The 23,291-nt window shown below is 39.3% G+C and carries 27 protein-coding genes; 16 read left to right on the forward strand and 11 right to left on the reverse strand.

Annotation, left to right across the window (positions count from 1 at the left end; genetic code table 11):
• Nucleotides 1-18: 18 nt before the first annotated feature.
• Nucleotides 19-576: a TIGR00645 family protein gene (locus tag HMPREF2750_RS04645; RefSeq protein WP_049371844.1), complete on the forward strand. Its 558-nt coding sequence runs from the start codon at nucleotides 19-21 to the stop codon at nucleotides 574-576.
• 39 nt (nucleotides 577-615) lie between these two features.
• On the opposite strand, the gene hslR is transcribed toward HMPREF2750_RS04645, so the two are convergent.
• Nucleotides 616-1,011 (reverse strand): ribosome-associated heat shock protein Hsp15, encoded by a 396-nt coding sequence (gene hslR / locus HMPREF2750_RS04650; RefSeq protein WP_070582818.1) that lies wholly within the window; start codon nucleotides 1,009-1,011, stop codon nucleotides 616-618.
• Nucleotides 1,012-1,075: 64 nt separating this feature from the next.
• On the opposite strand from hslR, the gene nudE reads away from it, so the two are divergent.
• From nudE to HMPREF2750_RS04705, 11 genes are all read left to right on the forward strand, one after another.
• Nucleotides 1,076-1,621: an ADP compounds hydrolase NudE gene (nudE, locus tag HMPREF2750_RS04655; RefSeq protein ID WP_070582820.1), complete on the forward strand. Its 546-nt coding sequence runs from the start codon at nucleotides 1,076-1,078 to the stop codon at nucleotides 1,619-1,621.
• A gap of 123 nt (nucleotides 1,622-1,744) precedes the next feature.
• Nucleotides 1,745-3,745: an OPT family oligopeptide transporter gene (locus HMPREF2750_RS04660; RefSeq protein WP_083304554.1), complete on the forward strand. Its 2,001-nt coding sequence runs from the start codon at nucleotides 1,745-1,747 to the stop codon at nucleotides 3,743-3,745.
• A 50-nt stretch (nucleotides 3,746-3,795) separates the two neighbouring features.
• A complete protein-coding gene (locus tag HMPREF2750_RS04665; protein WP_070582822.1) occupies nucleotides 3,796-4,200 on the forward strand; it encodes a hypothetical protein in 405 nt (134 codons plus the stop codon).
• 9 nt (nucleotides 4,201-4,209) lie between these two features.
• Nucleotides 4,210-5,016 carry a 3'(2'),5'-bisphosphate nucleotidase CysQ gene (cysQ, locus tag HMPREF2750_RS04670; RefSeq protein ID WP_070582823.1) on the forward strand — a complete coding sequence of 269 codons (807 nt, stop codon included), beginning with the start codon at nucleotides 4,210-4,212 and terminating at the stop codon, nucleotides 5,014-5,016.
• A gap of 72 nt (nucleotides 5,017-5,088) precedes the next feature.
• The gene (zwf, locus tag HMPREF2750_RS04675) at nucleotides 5,089-6,570 is read left to right on the forward strand and encodes a glucose-6-phosphate dehydrogenase (protein ID WP_049364703.1); all 1,482 of its coding nucleotides are present in this window, start codon (nucleotides 5,089-5,091) and stop codon (nucleotides 6,568-6,570) included.
• Nucleotides 6,571-6,631: 61 nt separating this feature from the next.
• On the forward strand, nucleotides 6,632-7,330 hold the full coding sequence (gene pgl, locus HMPREF2750_RS04680) for a 6-phosphogluconolactonase (RefSeq protein WP_070582825.1): 699 nt from the start codon (nucleotides 6,632-6,634) through the stop codon (nucleotides 7,328-7,330).
• Nucleotides 7,331-7,363: 33 nt separating this feature from the next.
• Nucleotides 7,364-7,756, forward strand: coding sequence for a GNAT family N-acetyltransferase (locus HMPREF2750_RS04685; protein WP_070582827.1), 393 nt, complete (start codon nucleotides 7,364-7,366; stop codon nucleotides 7,754-7,756).
• A gap of 66 nt (nucleotides 7,757-7,822) precedes the next feature.
• Nucleotides 7,823-8,155 (forward strand): avidin-fold protein, encoded by a 333-nt coding sequence (locus HMPREF2750_RS04690; protein WP_065244071.1) that lies wholly within the window; start codon nucleotides 7,823-7,825, stop codon nucleotides 8,153-8,155.
• Between the two features lie 105 nt (nucleotides 8,156-8,260).
• Nucleotides 8,261-9,136 carry an LbetaH domain-containing protein gene (locus HMPREF2750_RS04695; protein WP_065244070.1) on the forward strand — a complete coding sequence of 292 codons (876 nt, stop codon included), beginning with the start codon at nucleotides 8,261-8,263 and terminating at the stop codon, nucleotides 9,134-9,136.
• Nucleotides 9,137-9,205: 69 nt separating this feature from the next.
• The gene (gnd, locus tag HMPREF2750_RS04700; protein ID WP_065244069.1) at nucleotides 9,206-10,660 is read left to right on the forward strand and encodes a decarboxylating NADP(+)-dependent phosphogluconate dehydrogenase; all 1,455 of its coding nucleotides are present in this window, start codon (nucleotides 9,206-9,208) and stop codon (nucleotides 10,658-10,660) included.
• A gap of 78 nt (nucleotides 10,661-10,738) precedes the next feature.
• Nucleotides 10,739-11,062 (forward strand): DUF4298 domain-containing protein, encoded by a 324-nt coding sequence (locus HMPREF2750_RS04705; protein ID WP_070582829.1) that lies wholly within the window; start codon nucleotides 10,739-10,741, stop codon nucleotides 11,060-11,062.
• A 24-nt stretch (nucleotides 11,063-11,086) separates the two neighbouring features.
• Here the strand turns inward: HMPREF2750_RS04705 and HMPREF2750_RS04710 are convergent, their stop codons facing one another.
• Nucleotides 11,087-11,914, reverse strand: coding sequence for a transferrin-binding protein-like solute binding protein (locus HMPREF2750_RS04710; RefSeq protein ID WP_070582831.1), 828 nt, complete (start codon nucleotides 11,912-11,914; stop codon nucleotides 11,087-11,089).
• A gap of 224 nt (nucleotides 11,915-12,138) precedes the next feature.
• On the opposite strand from HMPREF2750_RS04710, the gene HMPREF2750_RS04715 reads away from it, so the two are divergent.
• Complete coding sequence (locus tag HMPREF2750_RS04715; RefSeq protein WP_005699726.1) at nucleotides 12,139-12,342, forward strand: hypothetical protein; 204 nt, start codon at nucleotides 12,139-12,141, stop codon at nucleotides 12,340-12,342.
• Nucleotides 12,343-12,384: 42 nt separating this feature from the next.
• Here the strand turns inward: HMPREF2750_RS04715 and srmB are convergent, their stop codons facing one another.
• Complete coding sequence (gene srmB / locus HMPREF2750_RS04720) at nucleotides 12,385-13,713, reverse strand: ATP-dependent RNA helicase SrmB (RefSeq protein WP_070582834.1); 1,329 nt, start codon at nucleotides 13,711-13,713, stop codon at nucleotides 12,385-12,387.
• Nucleotides 13,714-13,783: 70 nt separating this feature from the next.
• Here srmB and HMPREF2750_RS04725 point away from each other — a divergent pair, with 70 nt between their 5' ends.
• Complete coding sequence (locus HMPREF2750_RS04725) at nucleotides 13,784-14,482, forward strand: tRNA1(Val) (adenine(37)-N6)-methyltransferase (protein WP_070582836.1); 699 nt, start codon at nucleotides 13,784-13,786, stop codon at nucleotides 14,480-14,482.
• A 34-nt stretch (nucleotides 14,483-14,516) separates the two neighbouring features.
• Here the strand turns inward: HMPREF2750_RS04725 and pnuC are convergent, their stop codons facing one another.
• Nucleotides 14,517-15,200, reverse strand: a complete 684-nt coding sequence (gene pnuC, locus HMPREF2750_RS04730) for a nicotinamide riboside transporter PnuC (RefSeq protein WP_070582838.1) — start codon at nucleotides 15,198-15,200, stop codon at nucleotides 14,517-14,519.
• Between the two features lie 199 nt (nucleotides 15,201-15,399).
• Between pnuC and rapA the strand changes: the two genes are divergently transcribed.
• A complete protein-coding gene (gene rapA, locus HMPREF2750_RS04735; RefSeq protein ID WP_070582840.1) occupies nucleotides 15,400-18,162 on the forward strand; it encodes an RNA polymerase-associated protein RapA in 2,763 nt (920 codons plus the stop codon).
• 1 nt (nucleotide 18,163) lies between these two features.
• Nucleotides 18,164-18,823, forward strand: a complete 660-nt coding sequence (gene rluA / locus HMPREF2750_RS04740; RefSeq protein WP_070582842.1) for a bifunctional tRNA pseudouridine(32) synthase/23S rRNA pseudouridine(746) synthase RluA — start codon at nucleotides 18,164-18,166, stop codon at nucleotides 18,821-18,823.
• 58 nt (nucleotides 18,824-18,881) lie between these two features.
• Here the strand turns inward: rluA and rplQ are convergent, their stop codons facing one another.
• The 7 genes from rplQ to secY all read right to left on the reverse strand — a co-directional run.
• On the reverse strand, nucleotides 18,882-19,265 hold the full coding sequence (rplQ, locus tag HMPREF2750_RS04745; RefSeq protein ID WP_005695104.1) for a 50S ribosomal protein L17: 384 nt from the start codon (nucleotides 19,263-19,265) through the stop codon (nucleotides 18,882-18,884).
• 40 nt (nucleotides 19,266-19,305) lie between these two features.
• The gene (locus HMPREF2750_RS04750; RefSeq protein WP_005695102.1) at nucleotides 19,306-20,295 is read right to left on the reverse strand and encodes a DNA-directed RNA polymerase subunit alpha; all 990 of its coding nucleotides are present in this window, start codon (nucleotides 20,293-20,295) and stop codon (nucleotides 19,306-19,308) included.
• 31 nt (nucleotides 20,296-20,326) lie between these two features.
• Nucleotides 20,327-20,947: a 30S ribosomal protein S4 gene (rpsD, locus tag HMPREF2750_RS04755; RefSeq protein WP_005625866.1), complete on the reverse strand. Its 621-nt coding sequence runs from the start codon at nucleotides 20,945-20,947 to the stop codon at nucleotides 20,327-20,329.
• A 29-nt stretch (nucleotides 20,948-20,976) separates the two neighbouring features.
• The gene (rpsK, locus tag HMPREF2750_RS04760) at nucleotides 20,977-21,366 is read right to left on the reverse strand and encodes a 30S ribosomal protein S11 (protein WP_005543603.1); all 390 of its coding nucleotides are present in this window, start codon (nucleotides 21,364-21,366) and stop codon (nucleotides 20,977-20,979) included.
• A gap of 16 nt (nucleotides 21,367-21,382) precedes the next feature.
• Complete coding sequence (gene rpsM, locus HMPREF2750_RS04765; protein ID WP_005548758.1) at nucleotides 21,383-21,739, reverse strand: 30S ribosomal protein S13; 357 nt, start codon at nucleotides 21,737-21,739, stop codon at nucleotides 21,383-21,385.
• Nucleotides 21,740-21,880: 141 nt separating this feature from the next.
• Nucleotides 21,881-21,994: a 50S ribosomal protein L36 gene (rpmJ, locus tag HMPREF2750_RS04770; RefSeq protein ID WP_005625868.1), complete on the reverse strand. Its 114-nt coding sequence runs from the start codon at nucleotides 21,992-21,994 to the stop codon at nucleotides 21,881-21,883.
• Between the two features lie 28 nt (nucleotides 21,995-22,022).
• On the reverse strand, nucleotides 22,023-23,291 hold a 1,269-nt coding region (gene secY, locus HMPREF2750_RS04775; protein WP_083304783.1), incomplete at its 5' end, for a preprotein translocase subunit SecY.

Genomic DNA, 23,291 nt, shown 5'->3' on the forward strand with positions numbered 1-23,291 from the left:
TTATTTGTGGGGAATTTTATGGCGACAGAACAAAAAGAAATCACGGATCCATGTGCAAAATATAACGAACAAACCAGTTTTCTAAGCAAAACGATTTTTGCAAGTCGTTGGTTACAAGTGCCTATTTATTTAGGTTTAATTGTCGTGCAAGGCATCTATGCCTACAAGTTTATGAAAAACTTGTGGTATCTCATCACCAATGTTAATGAAATGGATGCGGACACCATTATGCTCGCCGTCCTCAATCTCATTGATGTGGTGATGATTGCAAACTTATTGGTGATGGTGACATTAGGCGGATACGAGATTTTTGTTTCAAAACTTCGTACAAAAAACCATCCTGATCAACCTGAATGGATGAGTCATGTGAATGCAACCGTACTGAAAGTGAAACTTTCTATGTCAATTATCAGCATTTCGTCTATTCACTTATTGCAAACCTTTGTGAATGCCTCAAAAATTTCTGAAAAAACGATTATGTGGGAAGTGATTATTCATTTTTCTTTCTTGATTTCAGCGATTGCCATGGCTTATACCGATAAAATTCTCTACAGTACAAGTCATAAAAATCATTAATACACAAAGTGCGGTCAAATTCGACCGCACTTTTATTTTCTAGAACTCATCTTGGTGTTTAAATTTCAATAAATCTCGACGTTCTTTTTTGTTTGGACGACGATCAGGATGCGGCATCGAAAGTGCATTATTTTTTCTTGCCCATGCCATTTCTTCGCGTTTTTTCAAACTCTGTGCCGTTTCTTGGTAAAGCAATTGTGCTTCAGGGGCGCCACGACGTTGGTCACTCAACGCAATCACTTCAATTTCTTTTTCATCGTTGCCTTGACGTAGCTTAATCATGGCACCGATTTCTACATTTTTACTCACTTTAGCTCGTTGACCGTTGTAATGTACTTTGCCCCCTTCAATCATCGCTTTCGCAATGCTACGGGTTTTATAAAAACGCGCCGCCCAAAGCCATTTATCTAATCGTACTTCGTTATTTTCACCCATAACTCTTCCTATTTCTCTCACTTTGCGTATGATGAGCCAATAACAAAATAATAGGGCTAATATTATGAAAAAACAACTTCCACACATTCTCTCCCTTTCCACGGTGGCAAAATCCCGCTTGTTTGAAATTCAAGCTGTAGATCTCAAATTCTCTAATGGCATTGACCGCACTTATGAACGTTTCCGCCCTTTTAATCGCGATTCTGTCATGGTGATTGCAATTGATGGAGAGGATCTCCTCCTGGTTCGCGAATATGCTGTTGGAACAGAACAATATGAACTCGGTTTTGTAAAAGGTGGAATGGATACGGGAGAAACACCCGAACAAAGTGCGAATCGTGAATTGCAGGAAGAAATTGGTTTTGGCGCAAAAAAATGGACATTTTTACGTACTATGAAGATCAATCCACAAATCATGGGTCATAAAATGCACGTTTTATTGGGTGAAGATCTATACCCCAATAAGCTGGAAGGCGATGAGCCTGAACCATTAGAAATAGTCCGTTATCCGTTATCTCAACTTGATGCACTTTTGGACAGTGATGAATTTAATGAAGCCAGAAATCTTGCTGCACTTTATTCTTTACGCGATCACTTAAAAAAACGATAAATTTAATTGAATAAATTTAAATAATTTCTAATAGCAAGCGATTAAATTTAAAGAAAACTTGCATAAATATTCTTTTTTTGAGAATGTATCACCATTTTTCAAAAAATATATATAGGAAAATCTATGTCTCATAATAATTTAAAAGAATTGACCTTCCGGGGGATGTTCCTTGGGGCGTTAATTACAGTGATCTTCACTGCATCTAACGTTTATTTGGGTCTTAAAGTGGGGATGACGTTTGCGTCCTCCATTCCTGCTGCCGTTATCTCTATGGCTGTTTTAAAATTCTTCAAGGATTCCAGTATTTTAGAAAATAACATGGTACAAACCCAAGCTTCATCAGCGGGGACATTATCTTCTGTTATTTTCGTGCTTCCTGGCCTATTAATGATGGGTTACTGGCAAGAATTCCCATTCTGGCAAACAGTGCTTATTTGTGCCGCTGGTGGTACATTGGGCGTACTATTTACCATTCCATTACGTCGTGCAATGGTGGTAAACAGTGACTTACCTTACCCTGAAGGCGTGGCTGCCGCTGAAATCTTAAAAGCGGGCAATAATGACGAAAGCGACAGTGGTGTAAAAGATATTGCTTACGGCGGTATTTTTGCAGGAACCGTTGCATTCTTAACCAACGCATTACGTGTCATGTCTGATAGCGCGAGCGCATGGTTCTCTAACGGTAAAGCGATTTTCCAATTACCAATGGGCTTCTCTCTTGCCTTAGTGGGTGCCGGTTACTTAATTGGTATCGTAGGCGGTCTTGCCATGTTATTCGGTACATTCCTTGCTTGGGGTGTAGCGGTACCTTATTTCACCGCAACAGGTGATATGCCAACGGATGCCTCTATTGTTAGTTATGCTATGGCTGAATGGAAAACCAAAGTTCGCTTTATTGGTGTGGGTACTATCGGTATCGCGGCAATTTGGACATTATTAATCCTTTTCAAACCAATGATTGAAGGGATGGTTCATTCTTTCCGTATGTTAAAAGGCTCACAAGCTGAATCAGAACATCGTATTGATATCGACTTATCGCCAAAAACTATCATTTACATTTTATTGGCGACTGTCGTGCTAATCGTGATTTCTTTATATCACTTCATTGCAGCCGCACCAATTTCTGCTGAGCTTGCCGTGTTATTAGTGGTTGTTTGTACGCTACTCGCGGTGTTAATTGGTTTCTTCGTTGCAGCAGCGTCTGGTTATATGGCAGGACTTGTGGGTTCATCTTCTAGCCCTATTTCTGGTATCGGGATCATTTCTGTTATCGTGATTTCACTTGTTTTAGTGACCATTGGTAAAAGCAGTGGTTTATTTGAAACAGCGGACGGTCAAAAATTCTTAACGGCATTGACCTTATTCACGGCATCTATCGTTTTAACCACCGCGACTATTTCAAACGATAACTTACAAGACTTAAAAACCGGTCTTCTAGTTGAAGCGACCCCTTGGAGACAACAGGTTGCATTGATTATCGGTTGTTTCGTTGGTGCATTAGTGATTGCACCGGTATTAGAAATTTTATACCACGCTTATGGTTTCACTGGCGCATTACCACGTCCAGATATGGATCCAGCACAAGCGCTTTCAGCACCACAAGCAACCCTTATGACCACCATTTCACAAGGTATTTTCACCGACCATTTAGAATGGACCTACATTTTAACTGGTGTTGGTTTAGGTATTGTATTGATCATTGTGGATGCATTCATGCGTAAAACCAGTGACAGCCGCTTTGCCTTACCAGTATTAGCGGTTGGGATTGGTATCTACCTTCCACCATCAATCAATATGCCGGTTGTGGTCGGTGCGGTAATGGCATGGTTTATCACCCGTCATATTAAAAACTATGCAAAACGCACTAACGATACTGAAGTGGAGAAAAAAGCAGAACGTTTCGGCACACTTTTCGCTGCGGGTTTAATTGTGGGTGAAAGCTTGATGGGCGTCATCTTAGCCTTCATTATTGCGGCATCTGTCACCTCAGGTGGTTCTGAAGATCCATTAGCCTTAGGATTAGAAAATTGGGATAATATTGGCGAATTACTTGGTCTTGCCGTATTTATCTTTGGTATCTTTATTTTCGTTTCTCGTGTATTACGTGCGAAGAAATCGAAATAATGGATTTAAATAGGCTGTCCTCGGATAGCCTATTTTTCTAGGAGCTTAAGGTGTCAACGCAATCCCCTTATCTAAAAGCAATTATCATCTTCCCATTGGTTACACAGCTAATCGGTAGCATTATTGCTTATGTCGCTTTCGGAATGGGCTACTGTAAAGAAGGCAACTTCGATGCCGCATTATTTGGTTTCTTTCTAACATTTTGGCCTATCACCGTGCCAGCAATAATCAATGCTTACTTTGCTAAATACCGCGGCTATCTACGTCATCAGTGGAATAAAATTCTCATTTTTTCATTCATCATTCTTTTTTGTTATTGGAGTATCGGCAACCTTCTCATCGCACAAAATACTCAATATCTGACTGACCGTGTATTATTTGTCTTAGAGGGTTCTGTCATCCTGGCAATCTATACGACAATTTTCCTCTCCTTGTTATTACCGAAATCAAAGTAGGAAATAAACATGCAATTATCTCAATCTCTTCTCAATCAAGTCCGTGCACTCGCTAATGAAGCGGGAAAACATTTAGCTCATTTTTACCAACAGGATGTAAAAATACAAACTAAATCGGATAACACCCCTGTCACGGAAGCAGATTTATTTGTCAGCCAATTTTTAATCAAAAAACTGACCGCACTTTTCCCTGACATTCCTGTTCTTTCAGAGGAAAACTGCAATATTCCCTTTGAACAACGCCAAACTTGGCAAACTTATTGGCTAATCGATCCCCTTGATGGCACGCAGCAATTTATTGATCGCACAGATCAATTCTCCGTATTGATTACACTCGTACAAAACCATCAACCTGTACTGGGTGTTATCCACTTCCCTATTTTGAATATCACCTATTACGCAATGAAAGGTTTTGGGGCATTCAAGCAAAGCAACAAAGAAATAAAAACCTTACAACCCCAAAAAATCGATCTCACCAAACCGTTAAAAATCGCCGTAGGCGCCACTACCTCACAAGAAAAAGTGCGGTCAATTTTAGCAAAGAATTTGGCATGCGAATTTACGGTGGTGGGTTCGAGCAGTTTGAAAAGCGGTTTGGTTGCTGAGGGAGCTGTTGATTGCTATGTTCGACTCGGTAAAACTGGCGAATGGGATACGGCAGGCGCTGAAATTTTATTAGCTGAAATCAATGGAATGATTTTCGATCCGCACTATCAACCGCTCACCTATAATCAGCGTGAAAGTTTAATTAATCCCTCCTTTGTGATGGTGGCAGATAATACACAAAATTGGGCATCTGTCTTTCAATTTAATTGATTGGTTCGATTGGTAAAGTGCAGTAATATATTGCATTATTTAAAAATACTACTCGGAACAATAAGGAATAATATGCAAACTAATAATAACTGTATCGTGATTTTTGGTGCTTCCGGTGATTTAACTCACCGTAAACTCATTCCAGCACTTTATAATCTCTTCAAATTTGGTCGTTTAAACAAATTTTCTGTATTAGGTGTCGCGCGTTCAGAATTAAACGATGAGACTTTCCGTGAAAAAATGCGCGAAGCGTTACTTGAAACAGAAGAAACCACTCCAGAAACGCTAGACGCTTTTTGTAGTCATCTCTATTACCAAGCGGTAAACACATCAGATGCGGCCGATTACGGTAAATTAGTCCCTCGTTTAGAAGAATTACATACTAAATATCAAACGAATGGCAACACCCTTTACTATATGTCCACGCCACCAAGCTTATATGGTGTGATTCCAGAATGTCTTGCGGCTCATGGTTTAAATACAGAAGACGAGGGTTGGAAACGTATTATTGTCGAAAAACCTTTTGGTTACGATGAAAAAACCGCACAAGAACTCGACGTCCAAATTCATCGTTTCTTTGAAGAGCATCAAATCTATCGTATCGACCATTATCTAGGTAAAGAAACCGTTCAAAACCTACTTGTTTTACGCTTCTCAAATGGCTTATTCGAACCGCTTTGGAACCGTAATTACATTGATTATGTCGAAATTACGGGGGCAGAAGCCATTGGCGTAGAAGAACGTGGTGGCTATTATGATGGCTCTGGTGCAATGCGTGATATGTTCCAAAACCACTTATTACAAGTTCTCGCCATGGTTGCCATGGAACCACCGGCAATCATCAATGCGAACTCAATGCGTGATGAAGTGGCCAAAGTCATGCACTCTTTACGTCCATTAACGCAAGATGACGTTGAGCACAACTTAGTGCTTGGTCAATATACTGCTGCGGAAATTGATGGCAAAGAAGTTAAAGGTTATTTACAAGAAAAAGGCGTGCCGGCTAACTCTCGCACTGAAACCTTTATGGCATTACGTTGCGAAATCGAAAACTGGCGTTGGGCTGGCGTACCTTTCTATGTGCGTACAGGTAAACGCTTACCGGCACGTGTGACAGAAATTGTGATTCATTTCAAAACTACGCCACATCCGGTATTCAGTCAAAATGCGCCTGAGAATAAATTGATCATCCGTATTCAACCTGATGAAGCCATTTCAATGCGCTTCGGTTTGAAAAAGCCAGGTGCGGGCTTTGAAGCGAAAGAAGTCTCAATGGATTTCCGTTATGCCGATTTGGCCGATGAGCAAGTACTCACGGCTTATGAACGCTTATTGCTTGATGCGATGAAAGGCGATGCCACACTCTTTGCGCGTACGGATGCGGTGCACGCTGCATGGAAATTTGTGCAACCGATTTTGGATTACAAAGAATCGGGTGGTCGAATCTACGAATATGAAGCGGGCACTTGGGGACCTGTTGCAGCCGAAAAACTCATTGCGAAAAGTGGTCGCGTATGGCGTAAACCAAGCGGTAAAATGAAGAAAAAGGTTTAATCATTAATATCTCGCCTTCTTCAACAGAAGAAGGCTTATCACCGAATAGAGAGAAACAAACATGAACACCATTACCTTCCCAACAGCTCAACACGCTGTTGAAAAGATCGCTCAAGAATTTGTGATTTATAGTCAATTAAATCACCCTGTGCATATTTCTCTTTCTGGCGGTTCAACACCTAAGCTGTTATTCAAAACCTTAGCCAAAGCGCCTTATGCGGAACAAATTAACTGGAAGAATCTACATTTTTGGTGGGGCGATGATCGCATGGTTCCACCAACAGATCCAGAAAGCAACTATGGTGAAGTGCAAAAACTCTTATTCGATCATATTCAAATTCCCGCAGAAAACATCCATAGAATTCGTGGCGAAAATGAACCGCACTTTGAACTAAAACGCTTCGAAGAAGAATTAAGTGCGGTCATTCCAAACGGTGTTTTTGATTGGATCATTTTAGGTATGGGGACTGACGGTCATACCGCTTCTCTTTTCCCACATCAAACCAATTTTGATGATGAAAACCTAGCTATCATTGCTAAACACCCTGAAAGTGGTCAAATTCGCATTTCTAAAACCGCCAAACTCATTGAACAAGCGAAACGCATTACCTATTTGGTCACTGGCGAAAGCAAAGCAGACATTTTAAAAGAAATCCAAACCACGCCAGCAGAAAATCTGCCTTATCCTGCAGCAAAAATTAAAGCAAAAAATGGGGTGACGGAATGGTATTTGGATAAAGCGGCGGCGAAATTGCTATAACAAGTTGAGTATCAAATATCATAGGCTTGCAAAATGATAGACTACAAAGTGAATGAACCAGTTTCAGTTAAACAATTTATTGAATTACTAAATAAAACAACGCTCGGGGCACGCCGTCCGTTAGAGGATGAAAAACGTGTCGCAGCGATGCTGCATCATGCGGATTTGTTAGTCACCGCTTGGGATGGTGAACGATTAGTGGGTGTAGCACGTTCCGTGACGGATTTTGCCTACTGCTGTTATTTATCTGATTTAGCGGTTGATGAACAATATCAAAAACAAGGTATCGGCTTGCAGTTAATTGAACACACTAAACAAGCCTTACATCCACAAGCCAAAATTGTGCTTTTATCGGCTCCACAAGCTGTAGATTATTATCCGCATATTGGATTTACTCAACATATGAGTGCATGGACGAAGAGTTAATCTATTAGCATTGTACGGACTAAAGTTAAATTAAAATATAGATACATCAGATGCGGAATGACTTTAATGTTGAATTTAGATAATAAAAAATTTATTGCTGTTGAAAACACCGCAAATGGTGAGGTCAGTAGCCAAACAGAATTTCATTATCACCAACAAGGCAACATGATTTGGGCCGAATATGGTGGAGGTGAAATTTTAAAAGGCTTTTTAATTGGAAAATGGATTGACGAGACTCAAATTGAATTTACGTATCAACATTTAAATCAATCTCTAGAAAATCGTCTGGGTCGTTGTTGTACAAGATTTTCTTTAGAAGAAAGTAAGCTCGTCGGACATGAAAAATGGCAGTGGCTAGACACGTTAGAGCAAGGTAGCTCTTTAATTAGAGAAATTTAAAAGAAGTTTTGCTATAGATTATTATCCGCATATTGGTTTTTAACGCTGACGAAGAGTTAAGATGACCGAACGTGGAGTTATTTCCATGCTATTTTAAATTAAATAATGAAAAAATATCGTTTAACAAATAATACTATTGTTTATGAAGGAAGAACACTTTATCAAATAGAAGCGCTAATAACAATTTACCCCTATGATGACGAAGAAGATAACTATTGGGATCCCCCGATTGTTGAAGAAGGCTCTCTCGGAGGATATATTGAAAGTGAAAATAATTTATCACATATAGGCAAAGCTTGGATAAAAGATAATGCAAAGGTTCTTGGAAATAGTAAAGTTCTAGACAATGCGATAGTTTCTGAAAATGCTATAGTTCGTGATAATGCGATGCTCATCCATAATGCAACAGCCTCTGGGAATGCTATAGTTTCTGAAGATTCATCTGTTGAAAATAACTCTTCGGTATACGGAGATGCTATGATTTTAGGTGCATCTACAATTTGTGGAGACTCATATATCTTCGATAAAAGTAAAATTTGTGATTCTTCAATTGAAAATTCAATTATCTTTGATGATGCAATTATAGAAAACTCAAGTATTGTTAATGGACATATAGGTAAACATGCTCACATTCGATCATATAAAGATGTAATTTCTATATCCTACTCTGGTTTTTTAAAACTAAATCTAACCGCATATAAAACTGAAGATAATGTTTATATTGCGACGGAAAGTTATCCTAACCACGTTCGTGTTTTAGAAAGCAAAAACTTCCTTAACTTCTTATATGACTATGGAAAAAGAATATTAGATAAGAAATTCGAAGTTAAAAACAAAAATATTGCATATATACTTGATAATATTAGCTCAACACTTAAAACAAGCGCTAATATTGAAGATAAAATAATCTTTGATTTTTTAATGGCTGTCTTTTTATCTTTTCAAGAGCTTTTAGAGGATAAAATATATCAATCAATGTAGAGTGAAATTTAGTTACACCAACATATTCAATCGGTACAAAGACTTGTACCTCACAAACAGGAGAAAACAATGTCAGTAAAAGGCGACATCGGTGTTATCGGCTTAGCCGTAATGGGGCAAAACCTCATTTTAAATATGAATGATCATGGCTTTAAAGTTGTGGCATATAACCGTACCACTTCAAAAGTGGATGAATTTTTACAAGGCGCAGCAAAAGGCACGAATATTATCGGCGCATACTCTTTAGAAGATTTAGCTTCTAAATTAGAAAAACCACGTAAAGTGATGTTAATGGTGCGCGCGGGTGATGTAGTGGATCAATTCATTGAGGCATTATTACCACACTTAGAAGAAGGCGACATCATCATTGATGGTGGTAACTCAAACTATCCTGATACCAACCGTCGTGTTAAAGCATTGGCTGAAAAAGGTATTCGCTTTATTGGTTCGGGTGTTTCGGGTGGTGAAGAAGGTGCGCGTCATGGACCATCAATCATGCCGGGTGGTAACCACGAAGCATGGCCATATGTTAAACCAATCTTCCAAGCAATCTCAGCTAAAACAGAACAAGGCGAACCTTGCTGTGACTGGGTTGGCGGCGAAGGTGCAGGCCACTTCGTGAAAATGGTTCACAATGGTATCGAATATGGCGATATGCAATTAATCTGTGAAGCTTACCAATTTTTAAAAGAAGGTTTAGGCTTAAGCTATGAAGAAATGAAAGCTATCTTCGCAGAATGGAAAAAAACTGAACTGGATAGCTATTTAATCGATATCACGACCGATATTCTTGGTTATAAAGATGCTGATGGTGAGCCATTAGTTGAAAAAATCTTAGATACAGCTGGCCAAAAAGGGACAGGTAAATGGACGGGTATCAATGCATTAGATTTCGGTATTCCATTAACCTTAATCACTGAATCTGTCTTTGCTCGTTGCGTATCTTCATTTAAAGATCAACGTGTTGCCGCTAATCAATTATTTGGCAAAACAATTCAACCGGTTGAAGGCGACAAAAAAGTGTGGATTGAAGCAGTACGTAAAGCATTATTGGCGTCAAAAATCATTTCTTACGCACAAGGCTTTATGCTGATTCGCGAAGCCTCTGAACAATTTGGCTGGAACATTAACTACGGAGCAACAGCGTTGTTATGGCGTGAAGGTTGTATTATCCGTAGCCGTTTCTTAGGTAACATTCGTGATGCATACGAAGCGAACCCAGATTTAATCTTCTTAGGTTCAGATAGCTACTTCAAAGGCATTTTAGAAAACGCATTAAGCGACTGGCGTAAAGTGGTGGCAAAATCGATCGAAGTGGGTATCCCAATGCCTTGTATGGCCTCTGCGATTACCTTCTTAGATGGCTATACTTCAGCACGTTTACCAGCAAATTTATTGCAAGCACAACGTGACTACTTCGGTGCACATACTTATGAGCGTACCGACAAACCACGCGGTGAATTCTTCCACACCAACTGGACAGGTCGCGGTGGTAATACTGCATCAACGACTTATGATGTGTAAGTAAAAAACTCGTGATAAACTCACCGCACTTTGTTCGCATAAAGTGCGGTTTATTTTTACCTTATTTTGGAGAAACCTATGTTACCTCAATCACGCTTAGATAAAATTTCAGAAATGGAAAATCTTCTCAATGAAGCAGAAAGTTTCTTAGCTGACGCAGAACAATTTCTTGAAAAATGGCAGGCCTTCTTACCAAAAATGAAAACCTTAGAACACTATTATTTCGATGGTGACTGGCGAGAAGATTATCAAGCTTATGAGGATGGTAAAATCCCAGATGATATGCCTTGTGGTGTATTAAGTGAAGATTTAGTATTTAATGCGAGTACAGGACACCATGGATTGGCGATTGAATATTTGAAAGTGGTAGCGAAAGTATTAGATAATGGCCCTGCCAAATAGACAGGGCCAAACCAAATTGAATAATTAATTGCTTACTTTTTTAGCACCAAAAGCTCCGCCATATCTATTGAAGTTATTATAAACTCCCGCAACCTCTTCAGCATTTTTGCCATAAAAACCACCAGAAACTCTTAAACTTCTAACTGAGGATGCGTCTTCATTACTAAATTTATTGCCTTTAATTTGAGCATTGAAAGGAAGATCTGCTTTACCTTTACCATCTTCAGCTGGAACTTCAAAAGCACCAGAAATAGTCTTATCACCGAAATTGACGTCAAGTGTTGCTTTACCGGTTACAAGGTAATATTTAGCGTTGCTAAACTTGTTATCTTTATTATCTACTTCAATCAAATGTTGACCTTCATATCTTGCTGAGCCACTAGCTGGAATGTTTTCTACATCAGTTTCTCTACCCTGAGCAAAAAGAATACCCTCATGAGACATCTGATCAACCACCAAACCATAACGAGCATTTTTTAGGTTATCACCAATCATTCGAGTTGTAACACCAGAGGTTGTCGACTTAGCATCTTGCAACCAACCATCATTACGAATCATATCCGATCCAACTAGTGGAATATCTTTCCCTCTTACACTTAATTTATCAATATTATTGTCTCTTTCATAAGAATCGAAGAAAATCGAATTGTTTCCTGTAAAACTCAAGCCTGTTACTTTATCTTTCTTCGATTCAACTTTTTTATTCGAAGAATTATTTGGTGCAGGGCTATTGCTAGAGCTATTGCTAGAGCTATTGCTATCACCACTGCCACCACCACTGCCACCACCACTGCCACAAGCAGCTAAAGCAACTGATAATACAGTTAATAATAAAGTATGTTTTACTTTCATAGTAGATTCCTCTTAGGGTTATTAAATAAATCCAGATTGAGATTATATCATTTTAAAACAATATATTAAATGTAATACCCTTATAAAAATACGATTAAAAATACGATTAAAAATACGATAAACAATCCTATTAAATATATTTAATGAACTTTCATACATATCCGTTTGTCTTATGGAGTACTATCAATATGGATAGTTTTATATGTTAAACACGGAGAGATCCTATGAAATTAATTGGAAAATCACTTGTTATCGCGATGACTGTTATTTCTCTTGCAGCATGTGGAAATATGAGTCGTACTCAAAAAAATACAACAGCTGGCGCAGCTATTGGTGGCGCAGCAGGCTATATGCTTGGTGGTAATGCCGCAACCACATTAGGTGGTGCTGCATTAGGTGGCGTAATCGGTAGCCAAGTCAATAAATAGTCAAAAAAATAACCGCACTTAATGAGTGCGGTTGTTTTTTTATTATTTCTCGACTGTTTTTTCTGCGCTAGGTTTACGGCGTTTGCCAATATTTTTCGTGTCTTTATGACGAAGTTTCGCTTTCTTCTTCACGTCTGCTTTTTTCTTTTCTTCACGCTTTTCTTTAATACGTGCTTTTTGCTTTTTAGACATGGATTTTACTTCACCATCTTTTGGTGGTTTGGTACGAGGTTCTAATCCTTCTAAAATACGCGCTTTCAAAAGCTCTTCTGTATAACGCTTAATCTTACCGAGTAATTTGTAATCATGGGCTTCCACAAAAGAAACGGCTGTACCTTTTTTCCCTGCACGAGCCGTACGACCAATACGATGCAAATACGTATCTGCACTATAAGGTAAATCGAAGTTCATCACGTGTGTCACATCATCAATATCAATCCCACGAGCAGCCACATCAGTGGCCACTAACACAGTAACAACACCTGATTTCAATTTATCAATGGCATTATTACGTTGTGTTTGCGCCATATCGCCTTCTAAATAAGTAGAACGAATACCGCGTTTACGCAAGGTTTCAGAAAGCTCACGCACATCTTCACGACGACGGACAAACACAATGCCACGACTCACATTCTCTGTTTCGATAAAACGCGCAAGCAACTTAATTTTATGTTCATTGCTATCGGCGTGATAATACCACTGGTTGATTTTCTTACGCTCACGACGGCTTGGCTCAGCATCAATTTTGACTGGGTCATTTAATAAACGATCTGCGAAATCAACTAATAGCTCCCCTTCTAGGGTGGCAGAGAAAAGAAGGGTTTGTTTACGCCAACGCGTTTCAGCGGCAATTTTCTCCGCATCTTGGCCAAAGCCCATTTGCAACATACGATCCGCTTCATCAAAAATCAGCATCTCCACCGCACGACAATCAAAGTTTTCTTCTTTGATGTATTGCAATAAACGCCCCGGTGTTGCTACCACGATATCCTGATTTGAATTAAACACTTCTCCATGATTTTGATACGCCACACCGCCAGTAATAGTTGCAATCTTCAAATGAGTGAATTGCGCCAACTCTTCCGCTTGTTCTGCTACCTGCATCGCCAGCTCACGAGTTGGCGTTAAAATTAAAATGCGAGGTGCCCCTGGTTTACGACGTGGATAATCCAATAAATGCTGAATCGCAGGTAATAAAAATGCGGCTGTTTTACCTGTACCTGTTGGTGCTGAACCGAGCACATCTCGCTCTTCCATGGCTGCCGGAATCGCTTCTAATTGAATTGCGGTTGGACGGGTGTAGCCTTTCTTTTCTAAGGCTTTTAATAATTCGGGGGAAAGATCGAATTCTTCAAATGGGGATAAATTCATTATTTTGTGTTAATTTGTTAAAATTGGGGCTGATTATACCTGAAAGTGCGGTCATTTTCCGCAAGATTTTATGAGCAGTTTCACCTTCAAACAATTCCATATTAATCAACAACATTGTGCGATGAAAGTCGGTACGGATGGCATTTTACTTGGCGCTTGGACGGATGTGTCTGATTGTCAGTATATTCTAGATATGGGGACTGGCACGGGCTTGGTTGCATTAATGCTCGCCCAACGAAGTCATGTGCATTGCCAAATTGAAGCCGTTGAACTTGATCTCCTTGCAGCACAACAAGCACAAGAAAACTTCCAGGCCTCGCCATGGCACAATCGTCTTCATTTAACACACCAAGATGTGCAAACTTATTGCCAACAAACAGCACATCAATTTGATTTAATTGTGGCTAACCCGCCTTATTTTGCGCAAGGTGTGGAATGTAAAAATGACGAACGAGCGCTTGCCCGTTATGTTCAACAAAGCCATTTAGATTGGTTAAATTGGGCGACGAGTTGTTTATCCGAAAAAGGGAAGATTAGTTTTGTCTTGCCTTATGAGGCAGGAAAAACATTGATAAATTCAACCGCACTTTATTGCATCAAGCAGACTGATGTCATTACAAAAATAGGGAAAGATCCACAACGGATGTTACTCACGTTTAGCCTAGAGGATTTACCACAGGTAAAAGATAGCTTAGTGATTTATGACGAAAACAATCAGTACACCGAAGCATTTATTGCGGTGACGAAGGCATTTTATTTAAAAATGTAAGGGCATATTACTATGCCCTTTTTTATTGATGTGATTAGTGGCTTTCCACTTTGACGAGTTTCGTCCAGTTGTAATAACCATACAATGAGTTAAGTAAGTAAGCACTATACATTAAATACATCGCTGGCTGCCCTTGCCAAAGCAAAATGGAAAGCACATTTAAGACAATCCATAATAACCATTGCTCACGATAACGCAAAATCATCAATAATTGCGCCGCTACAGTGATAATTGTGGTTAAACCATCTAGCGTTGTAGAACTCCCACCCGCTGCTTTTAAAGCCTGTACAAAACAGAGGGTACCAATTCCAACACTCACAAGCAAAATTGCCCAACCTTTCGGTGTTAAGGCTTTGGCTATCACACTTTCACCACCATTATCGTTTTGCATGTTTTGTTTCCACATGAAATACCCGATAAATTGTGATGGGATATATACATAGAGTGCGGTATTCATTTCACCAAGAAAATTGCTTCCCCAGGAGACATAAAAGTAGGTATAAGCAAAAATAAGCCCAAAGAAATAGTTACTAATTTTTCCTTTACTCACAAATACTACACAGAGAATACCTGCAATACCCGAAATCATGCCTAATGGGCTATCCGGCATAAGAACATAAGCAATAATTTGTGCAGCAAGGAAAATAACTACCCATGCCACTTCAAAAGGTTTCCAACCTGATAAAAATTCTTCTTTAAGTCGTTCTGTCCAATTCATGGAACACTCCTGTTTTATGAAAAAGTACGTCATTTTTACATCGCACTTTTTTAAAGTAAAGCTTAGGTGACATTTAATTTAATTATTGTGAGAAAAATCACACTTTATTTTTCATGCTTTTACTCGCCTGTGCCTTGCATTCCCCTATAATCAGACTACAATATCGCCCCATTTTAAGAGATTCATTAAGAGGAAGATAATGTCATTTGCAATCGGTCAACGTTGGATTAGTGAAACCGAAAATAGCCTCGGATTAGGGATGATTACCGCCTTAGATTTTCGCTCGGTTACCCTTCACTTTCCTGCCACGGATGAAACCCGAATTTATGCGGTGGCGCAAGCACCATTAACCCGAATTACATTGAATAAAGGGGAACAACTTCATCACCAAACAGGTTGGCAAAGTGAAGTCCTTGATGTTCAAGAAATGAATGATCTCTTATTTTATTTGGTCAAAAATGCGCAAGGCGAAGACGTTATCGTCAATGAAAAAGAACTTTCTCCGATAATTTCTTTTAGCCAAGCGAAAGATCGCCTCTTTTCATCACAGATTGATCGTAGTGAACATTTTGCGTTGCGCTATCAAACCCTTCTGCATCAACAAGCTCAATTTCAATCGCCTTTGCGAGGCTTACGAGGTAATCGTGCGGGTTTAATTCCTCACCAGCTTCATATTGCGCAAGAAGTGGGAAATCGTATCAATCCTCGCGTGCTCTTAGCGGACGAAGTGGGGTTAGGTAAAACCATTGAAGCAGGCATGATTTTGCAAAACCAGCTTTTTGCTGAAAAAGTACAACGTGTGTTAATTATTGTACCAGAAACCTTGCAGCATCAATGGCTTGTCGAAATGCTTCGTCGTTTTAATTTACATTTTTCATTATTTGATGAAGAACGTTGTGAAGATTTTGCCGAACAAGCGATCAATCCATTTAGCACGGAAAGCTTAATTATTTGTGCACTAGATTGGTTGAAATCTCACCCTCATCGCGTACAACAAGCCATTGAAGCTGAATTTGACTGTTTAATTGTCGATGAAGCACATCATTTAGCTTGGTCTGAAAATGCGCCGAGTACCGCTTATTTATTGGTGGAACAATTAGCCAACGCTATTCCGTCTGTTTTATTACTCACTGCAACGCCTGAACAACTGGGTTTGGAAAGTCATTTTGCACGCTTGCGCTTGCTTGATCCTGAGCGTTTTTATGATTACCAGGCGTTCTTAAAGGAACAGGAAAACTATCAGCCTGTTGCGGATGCTGTGCAATCTTTACTCTCAGAGAAGCCGCTAAGTGCGGTCGAAAAAAATCATATTTCTGATTTACTTCATGAGCAAGATGTCGAACCATTATTTAAAGCTTTAGCCTGTCATAATGACGATGAGAAGCAAACTGCGCGACAAGAGCTCATTCAAAATCTCATCGATCGACACGGTACAAGCCGTATTTTATTTCGCAATACACGCCAAGGGGTGAAAGGTTTCCCGCATCGGGTTTACCATCAAATAACGATTGATGCGGCTGAAGTAGACGAAAAAATTCATTGGTTAATTGATTTTCTAAAATCACACCGAAATGAAAAAATCTTAGTCATTTGTAAAACTGCACAAACAGCAATTCAACTTGAGCAAATTTTACGAGAAAAAGAAGCCATTCGCAGTGCTGTTTTCCATGAAAGAATGTCAATCATTGAACGAGATCGTGCAGCGGCTTATTTTGCCGATACCGATAATGGCGCACAAGTTTTACTGAGTTCAAGCATTGGTTCTGAAGGCAGAAACTTCCAATTTGCTTGTCATCTCGTACTCTTCGATTTACCAGAAAATCCTGACTTACTTGAGCAATGTATTGGCCGTTTAGATCGTATCGGGCAAATGCGAGATGTACAAATTTATGTACCTTGCCTCGCAAACTCTGCGCAGCAAGATTTAGCTCGTTGGTATCATGAAGGTTTAAATGCCTTTGAACAAACTTGCCCTATCGGAATGACACTGTTTGAACAATATGAATCGTTACTAAAAGTGCGGTCAGAAAATAAAGCGGATTTTGAGCAACTCATTCTCCAAACGCAAAAACAAGCAAAAGCATTGCGTTTAGCCTTAGAGAAAGGGCGTGATCGTTTGTTAGAATTAAATTCTAATGGTGGAGAAAAGGCACAACGACTTGCGTCAGAAATTGCTCAAACAGATAATTCACCACAATTAGTCGATTTTGCACTGAATTTATTTGATATTATTGGCGTAGAGCAAGATGATTTAGGTGAAAACAGCATTGTCATCACGCCAACGGGCACCATGCTTGTTCCTGATTTTCCAGGACTAAAAGAAGAAGGTATTACAGTAACCTTTGACCGACAACTTGCTCTTGCTCGTGAGGAATTAGAATTTCTTACTTGGGATCATCCAATGATACGCCAAGGCATTGATTTAATCGTTTCTGGTGACATTGGCAAAGCATCGATAGCATTATTAGTCAATAAACAGCTGCCTGCAGGCACTCTTTTGATTGAATTGATCTATATGATTGAAAGCCAATCACCAAAAGGTTTGCAACTGAATCGTTTTCTTCCACCTACACCTGTTCGCTTATTGCTGGATAGCAAAGGAAACGATCTCGCTGGACAAGTTAATTTTGGTACATTGCAAAATAAACTTAAGCCGCTAGGTAAAGACATTGCGAATAAAATGGTCAAAATGGCTCGTCCAAATATTGAGCAATTAATTAAACTAGGCGATCACAAAATGACTGAAGTCTCACAAGCTCAAATTCAAGAAGCTAGTAAATTAGCCGATCAAATATTGAGCACTGAACTCAATCGACTTATAGCCTTGAAAGCAGTAAATAAAAATATTCGTCAGGCAGAAATTGATTTATTAGAACAACAACGATTAGTTTCTCTAGAAGAATTAAGTAAAGCAAGCTGGCGATTAGATAGCCTTCGGATAATAGTGACAAACAAGGAATAATATGGCGCTTATTGAATACCATCCCCCTTTAGAACCGTATTTAGACATTATCTACCAAGATAATCATATCTGCGTGGTAAATAAACCAAGCGGTTTACTTTCAGTTCCTGGCAATCAACCTGAATACTACGATAGTGCAATGAGTCGAGTAAAAGAGAAATTTGGATTTTGTGAACCTGCACACCGTTTAGATATGGCCACAAGTGGGATTATTCTATTTGCATTAAGTAAAGCGGCTGATAAAGAGTTAAAACGTCAATTCCGCGAACGTGAACCAAAAAAATATTATCAAGCTTTAGTATGGGGACACTTAGAACAAGATAGTGGGGAAATTAATCTTCCTATGATTTGTGATTGGGAAAATCGCCCGCGCCAACGCATTGATTTTGTATTTGGCAAAAGAGCGGTCACTTTTTATGAAGTTTTAGAAAGATTACCGACTAACTGTACTCGAGTGAAACTGACTCCAATCACAGGACGTTCGCATCAACTGCGTTTACATACGCTCGCGCTTGGACATCCCATCTTAGGGGACAAGTTTTATTCTCACCCACAAGCTAAATCGATGTCACCTCGCTTATGCTTACACGCAGAAGAACTTACGATTACGCACCCTATCACAGGTGAAAAAATGACATTTAGAGCTAAAGCTGAATTTTAGGAAAACGAGATATAAAAAAGGCTCACATCAGTGAGCCTTTTTATTTTATAACAAATTATTATTCCGCTGCTGCTTCTGCAACTTCTGGACGATCAACTAACTCAATGTATGCCATTGGAGCGTTGTCACCTGCACGGAAACCACATTTTAAGATACGGGTGTAACCACCTGCACGTTGAGCAAAACGTGGACCTAATTCATTGAATAATTTCGCAACAGTTTCGATGTTACGGGTACGAGCGAATGCTAAACGACGGTTTGCAACGCTATCTTCTTTTGCTAATGTAATTAACGGTTCAACTACACGACGTAATTCTTTAGCTTTTGGTAAAGTAGTCTTGATGATTTCATGACTAACTAAAGCACTTGCTAAGTTACGGAACATCGCTTGGCGATGGCTGCTATTACGGTTTAGTTGACGACCACTCTTACGATGGCGCATGATCTTATCCTTCTCAGAAAAATCTTAACCTATGACCAAACTAGTCTTCAGCAATACTTGCTGGTGGCCAATTCTCAAGGCGCATACCAAGTGACAAGCCACGTGAAGCGAGAACGTCTTTAATTTCAGTAAGAGATTTCTTACCAAGATTAGGCGTTTTTAATAACTCAACTTCTGTACGTTGTACTAAGTCACCGATATAGTGAATTGTTTCTGCTTTCAAACAGTTAGCAGAACGAACTGTCAACTCTAAGTCATCAACAGGACGTAATAAAATCGGATCGAATTCCGGTTTTTCTTCCTTGACTTCAGGTTGACGAACATCACGCAAATCAACGAATGCATCGAGTTGCTCTGCTAAAATTGTTGCTGCACGACGAATTGCTTCTTCCGGATCAATAGTCCCGTTAGTTTCCAACTCGATAACTAGTTTATCTAAGTCAGTACGTTGTTCAACACGTGCTGCTTCAACATTGTAAGCAATACGGTCAACCGGGCTATAACAAGCATCCACCAATAAACGACCGATTGGACGATCTTCATTTTGCGAATGAGTACGAGCAGATGCAGGTACATAACCTCTACCACGTTGAACACGAATACGCATATTAATAGATGCATTTTCGTCTGTTAAGTGACAGATTACATGTGATGGATTAACAATCTCAACATCACCATCATGGGTGATATCAGCTGCAACAACAGGGCCAATTCCAGATTTATTTAATGTCAGAATAACATCATCTTTATTCTGTACTTTAACCGCTAGACCTTTAAGGTTTAAAAGAACTTCAAGAATATCTTCCTGAACACCTTCTTTACTACTATATTCGTGCAGTACGCCATCAATTTCTACTTCAGTTACAGCACAACCTGGCATTGAAGACAGAAGGATACGACGTAATGCATTCCCTAGAGTATGACCAAAGCCACGCTCTAACGGTTCTAAGATCACCTTAGCATGAGTAGAGCTAATTTGCTCGATATCTACTAAGCGTGGTTTTAAAAATTCTGTAACAGAACCCTGCATTTTATCCTCTCTTTGCTTTTAAGCTTAACTATTATTTAGAGTAAAGCTCAACGATCAGATGTTCGTTAATGTCTGCTGATAAATCAGAACGTTCAGGAACACGTTTGAACACACCTTCCATTTTCGCAGAATCAACTTCTAACCAAGTTGGTTTTTCTCTTTGTTCTGCTAATTCTAATGATGCTTTAATACGTGCTTGTTTTTTAGATTTCTCACGAACAGCAACGACATCATTTACAGAAACTTGGAAAGATGGGATATTTACAACACGACCATTTACGACAATCGCTTTGTGGCTCACTAATTGACGAGCTTCTGCGCGAGTTGCAGCAAATCCCATGCGATAAACAACGTTATCCAATCTACCTTCTAATAATACTAGTAAGTTTTCACCAGTATTACCTTTTAAACGGTTTGCCTCTTTATAGTAGTTACGGAATTGACGTTCTAAAATACCATAGATACGACGAACTTTTTGTTTTTCACGTAATTGACTACCATAATCAGACAAACGCGGTTTACGAGCACCGTGTTGACCTGGTGCTGTATCAATTTTACATTTTGAATCAATCGCACGCACACCTGATTTAAGGAATAAATCAGTGCCTTCACGACGGCTGAGCTTGAGTTTAGGGCCCAAATATCTTGCCATTTTCTTTCTCCAACTATCCTATTACGCCATTAAACACGACGTTTTTTCGGTGGACGACAACCGTTATGAGGAATCGGAGTCACATCAGTGATGTTCGTGATACGGAAACCCGCTGCATTTAATGCACGGATTGTTGATTCACGACCCGGACCCGGACCTTTAACCATAACTTCCAAGTTCTTTAAGCCGAATTCTTTAACGATTTCAGCACAACGTTCTGCAGCAACTTGTGCAGCGAACGGGGTAGATTTACGAGAACCACGGAAACCTGAACCACCTGCTGTAGCCCAAGCTAAAGCATTACCTTGACGGTCAGTAATGGTAACGATTGTGTTATTGAAAGATGCGTGAATGTGTGCTACGCCATCTACAACTTGTTTTTTTACACGTTTACGTGCACGAACTGGTGTTTTAGCCATTCTTTATTTACCCCGACTATTTTTTGATCGGCTTACGTGGACCCTTACGGGTACGCGCATTAGTTTTAGTACGTTGACCACGTACCGGTAAACTACGACGATGACGTAAACCACGGTAACAACCTAAGTCTAAAAGACGTTTGATGTTTAGTGTTACTTCACGACGTAAGTCACCTTCAACGGTAAATTTACCAACTTCGTCACGCAGTTTGTCAATCTGCTCTTCAGACAATTCGCTGATCTTAACATCTTCAGCAATACCCGCTGCAGCACAAATACTTTTAGAACGAGTTTTACCGATACCGTAAATTGCAGTTAAAGCGATTACAGCGTGTTTGTGATCAGGAATGTTAATGCCTGCAATACGGGCCACTATGCACTCCTATTATTTTAACTAATTTGGTATTCTGATCTTGAAAAGCCCGTTTTCAGGATACTCAAACAGAATACCAAGGACATAAATGAGTTGAGTAGTATAACTACTCAACCGGTTCTTTGCAAGAAGAAATGTTAATTAACCTTGACGTTGTTTATGTTTAGGGTCGCTGCATAATACGCGAACAACACCTTCACGTTTAACAATTTTACAGTTACGACACATCTTCTTAACGGAAGCACGAACTTTCATTGCTTATCCTTTTTACTTAAATGAACAATTACTGTCCAAAACCTTTAAGGTTTGCTTTTTTTAACGCAGATTCATATTGAGACGACATTAAGTGACTCTGAACTTGCACGATAAAATCCATAATTACAACAACAACGATTAATAAGGAAGTACCACCGAAGTAGAATTTAACATCCCATGCTGATGTCATAATGTAAGGGACTAAACATACGAACGTTACATAAAGACCGCCGATTAATGTTAAGCGAGTCATTACTTTATCAATGTAACGAGATGTTTGTTCACCTGGTCTAATTCCTGGGATAAATGCACCAGATTTTTTTAGATTATCTGCTGTATCACGTGGATTATATTGCATTGCAGTATAGAAGAAACTGAAGAAAATAATCGCTACCGCATAAACAAGAAGATATAAAGGTTGTCCTGGATTCAACAACATTGATAAGTCATTTAACCACTCAAACTTATCATTCTGACCAAACCATTGTGTCAATGTAGCTGGGAATAAAATAATGCTTGAAGCAAAAATTGCTGGCATCACGTTTGCCATATTAACTTTTAATGGTAAGTGAGTTGAATGACCACCTAAAATTTGACGTCCTTGTTGACGCTTAGCATATTCAACACGAATTCTACGTTGTCCACGTTCTACGAAGACAACAAAGTAAGTTACTGCAAAAACAATAGCAGCGATTAGTAGAAGAACTAAAGGATGCATTTGTCCTTGACGAGCTTGCTCAACTGTTTCGATGATTGCATGTGGCAATCCTGCAACAATACCACCAAAAACAAGAATTGAGATACCGTTACCAATACCTCTTTCAGTAATTTGCTCACCTAACCACATTAAGAACATGGTTCCGGTTACAAGACTCACTACTGCAGTGAAGTAAAAAGTAAAACCGATATTTGGCACTAATTGTGGCAACATATTCGGTAAACCGGTAGAAATTGCGATAGCTTGGATAGTAGCAAAAACCACCGTTGCATAACGAGTATACTTGGTGATTTTTCTTTGTCCTGCTGCGCCTTCTTTTTTCAATTCTGCTAAAGCAGGTGAAACCGTAGCAAGCAATTGCATTACGATAGATGCCGAAATATACGGCATGATACCTAATGCTAAAATTGATGCTCGGCTCAATGCACCACCAGAGAACATGTTTAACATATCAATGATGGTGCCTTTTTGTTGTTCAACTAATTGAGCTAGCACGGCGGCATCAATACCAGGAAGCGGAATAAAAGAACCAATACGATAAACGATAAGTGCACCTAATACAAAAAGCAATCTGCTTTT

It is taken from the genome of Haemophilus sp. HMSC066D02, from assembly GCF_001810545.1.
Taxonomy (GTDB): domain Bacteria; phylum Pseudomonadota; class Gammaproteobacteria; order Enterobacterales; family Pasteurellaceae; genus Haemophilus_D.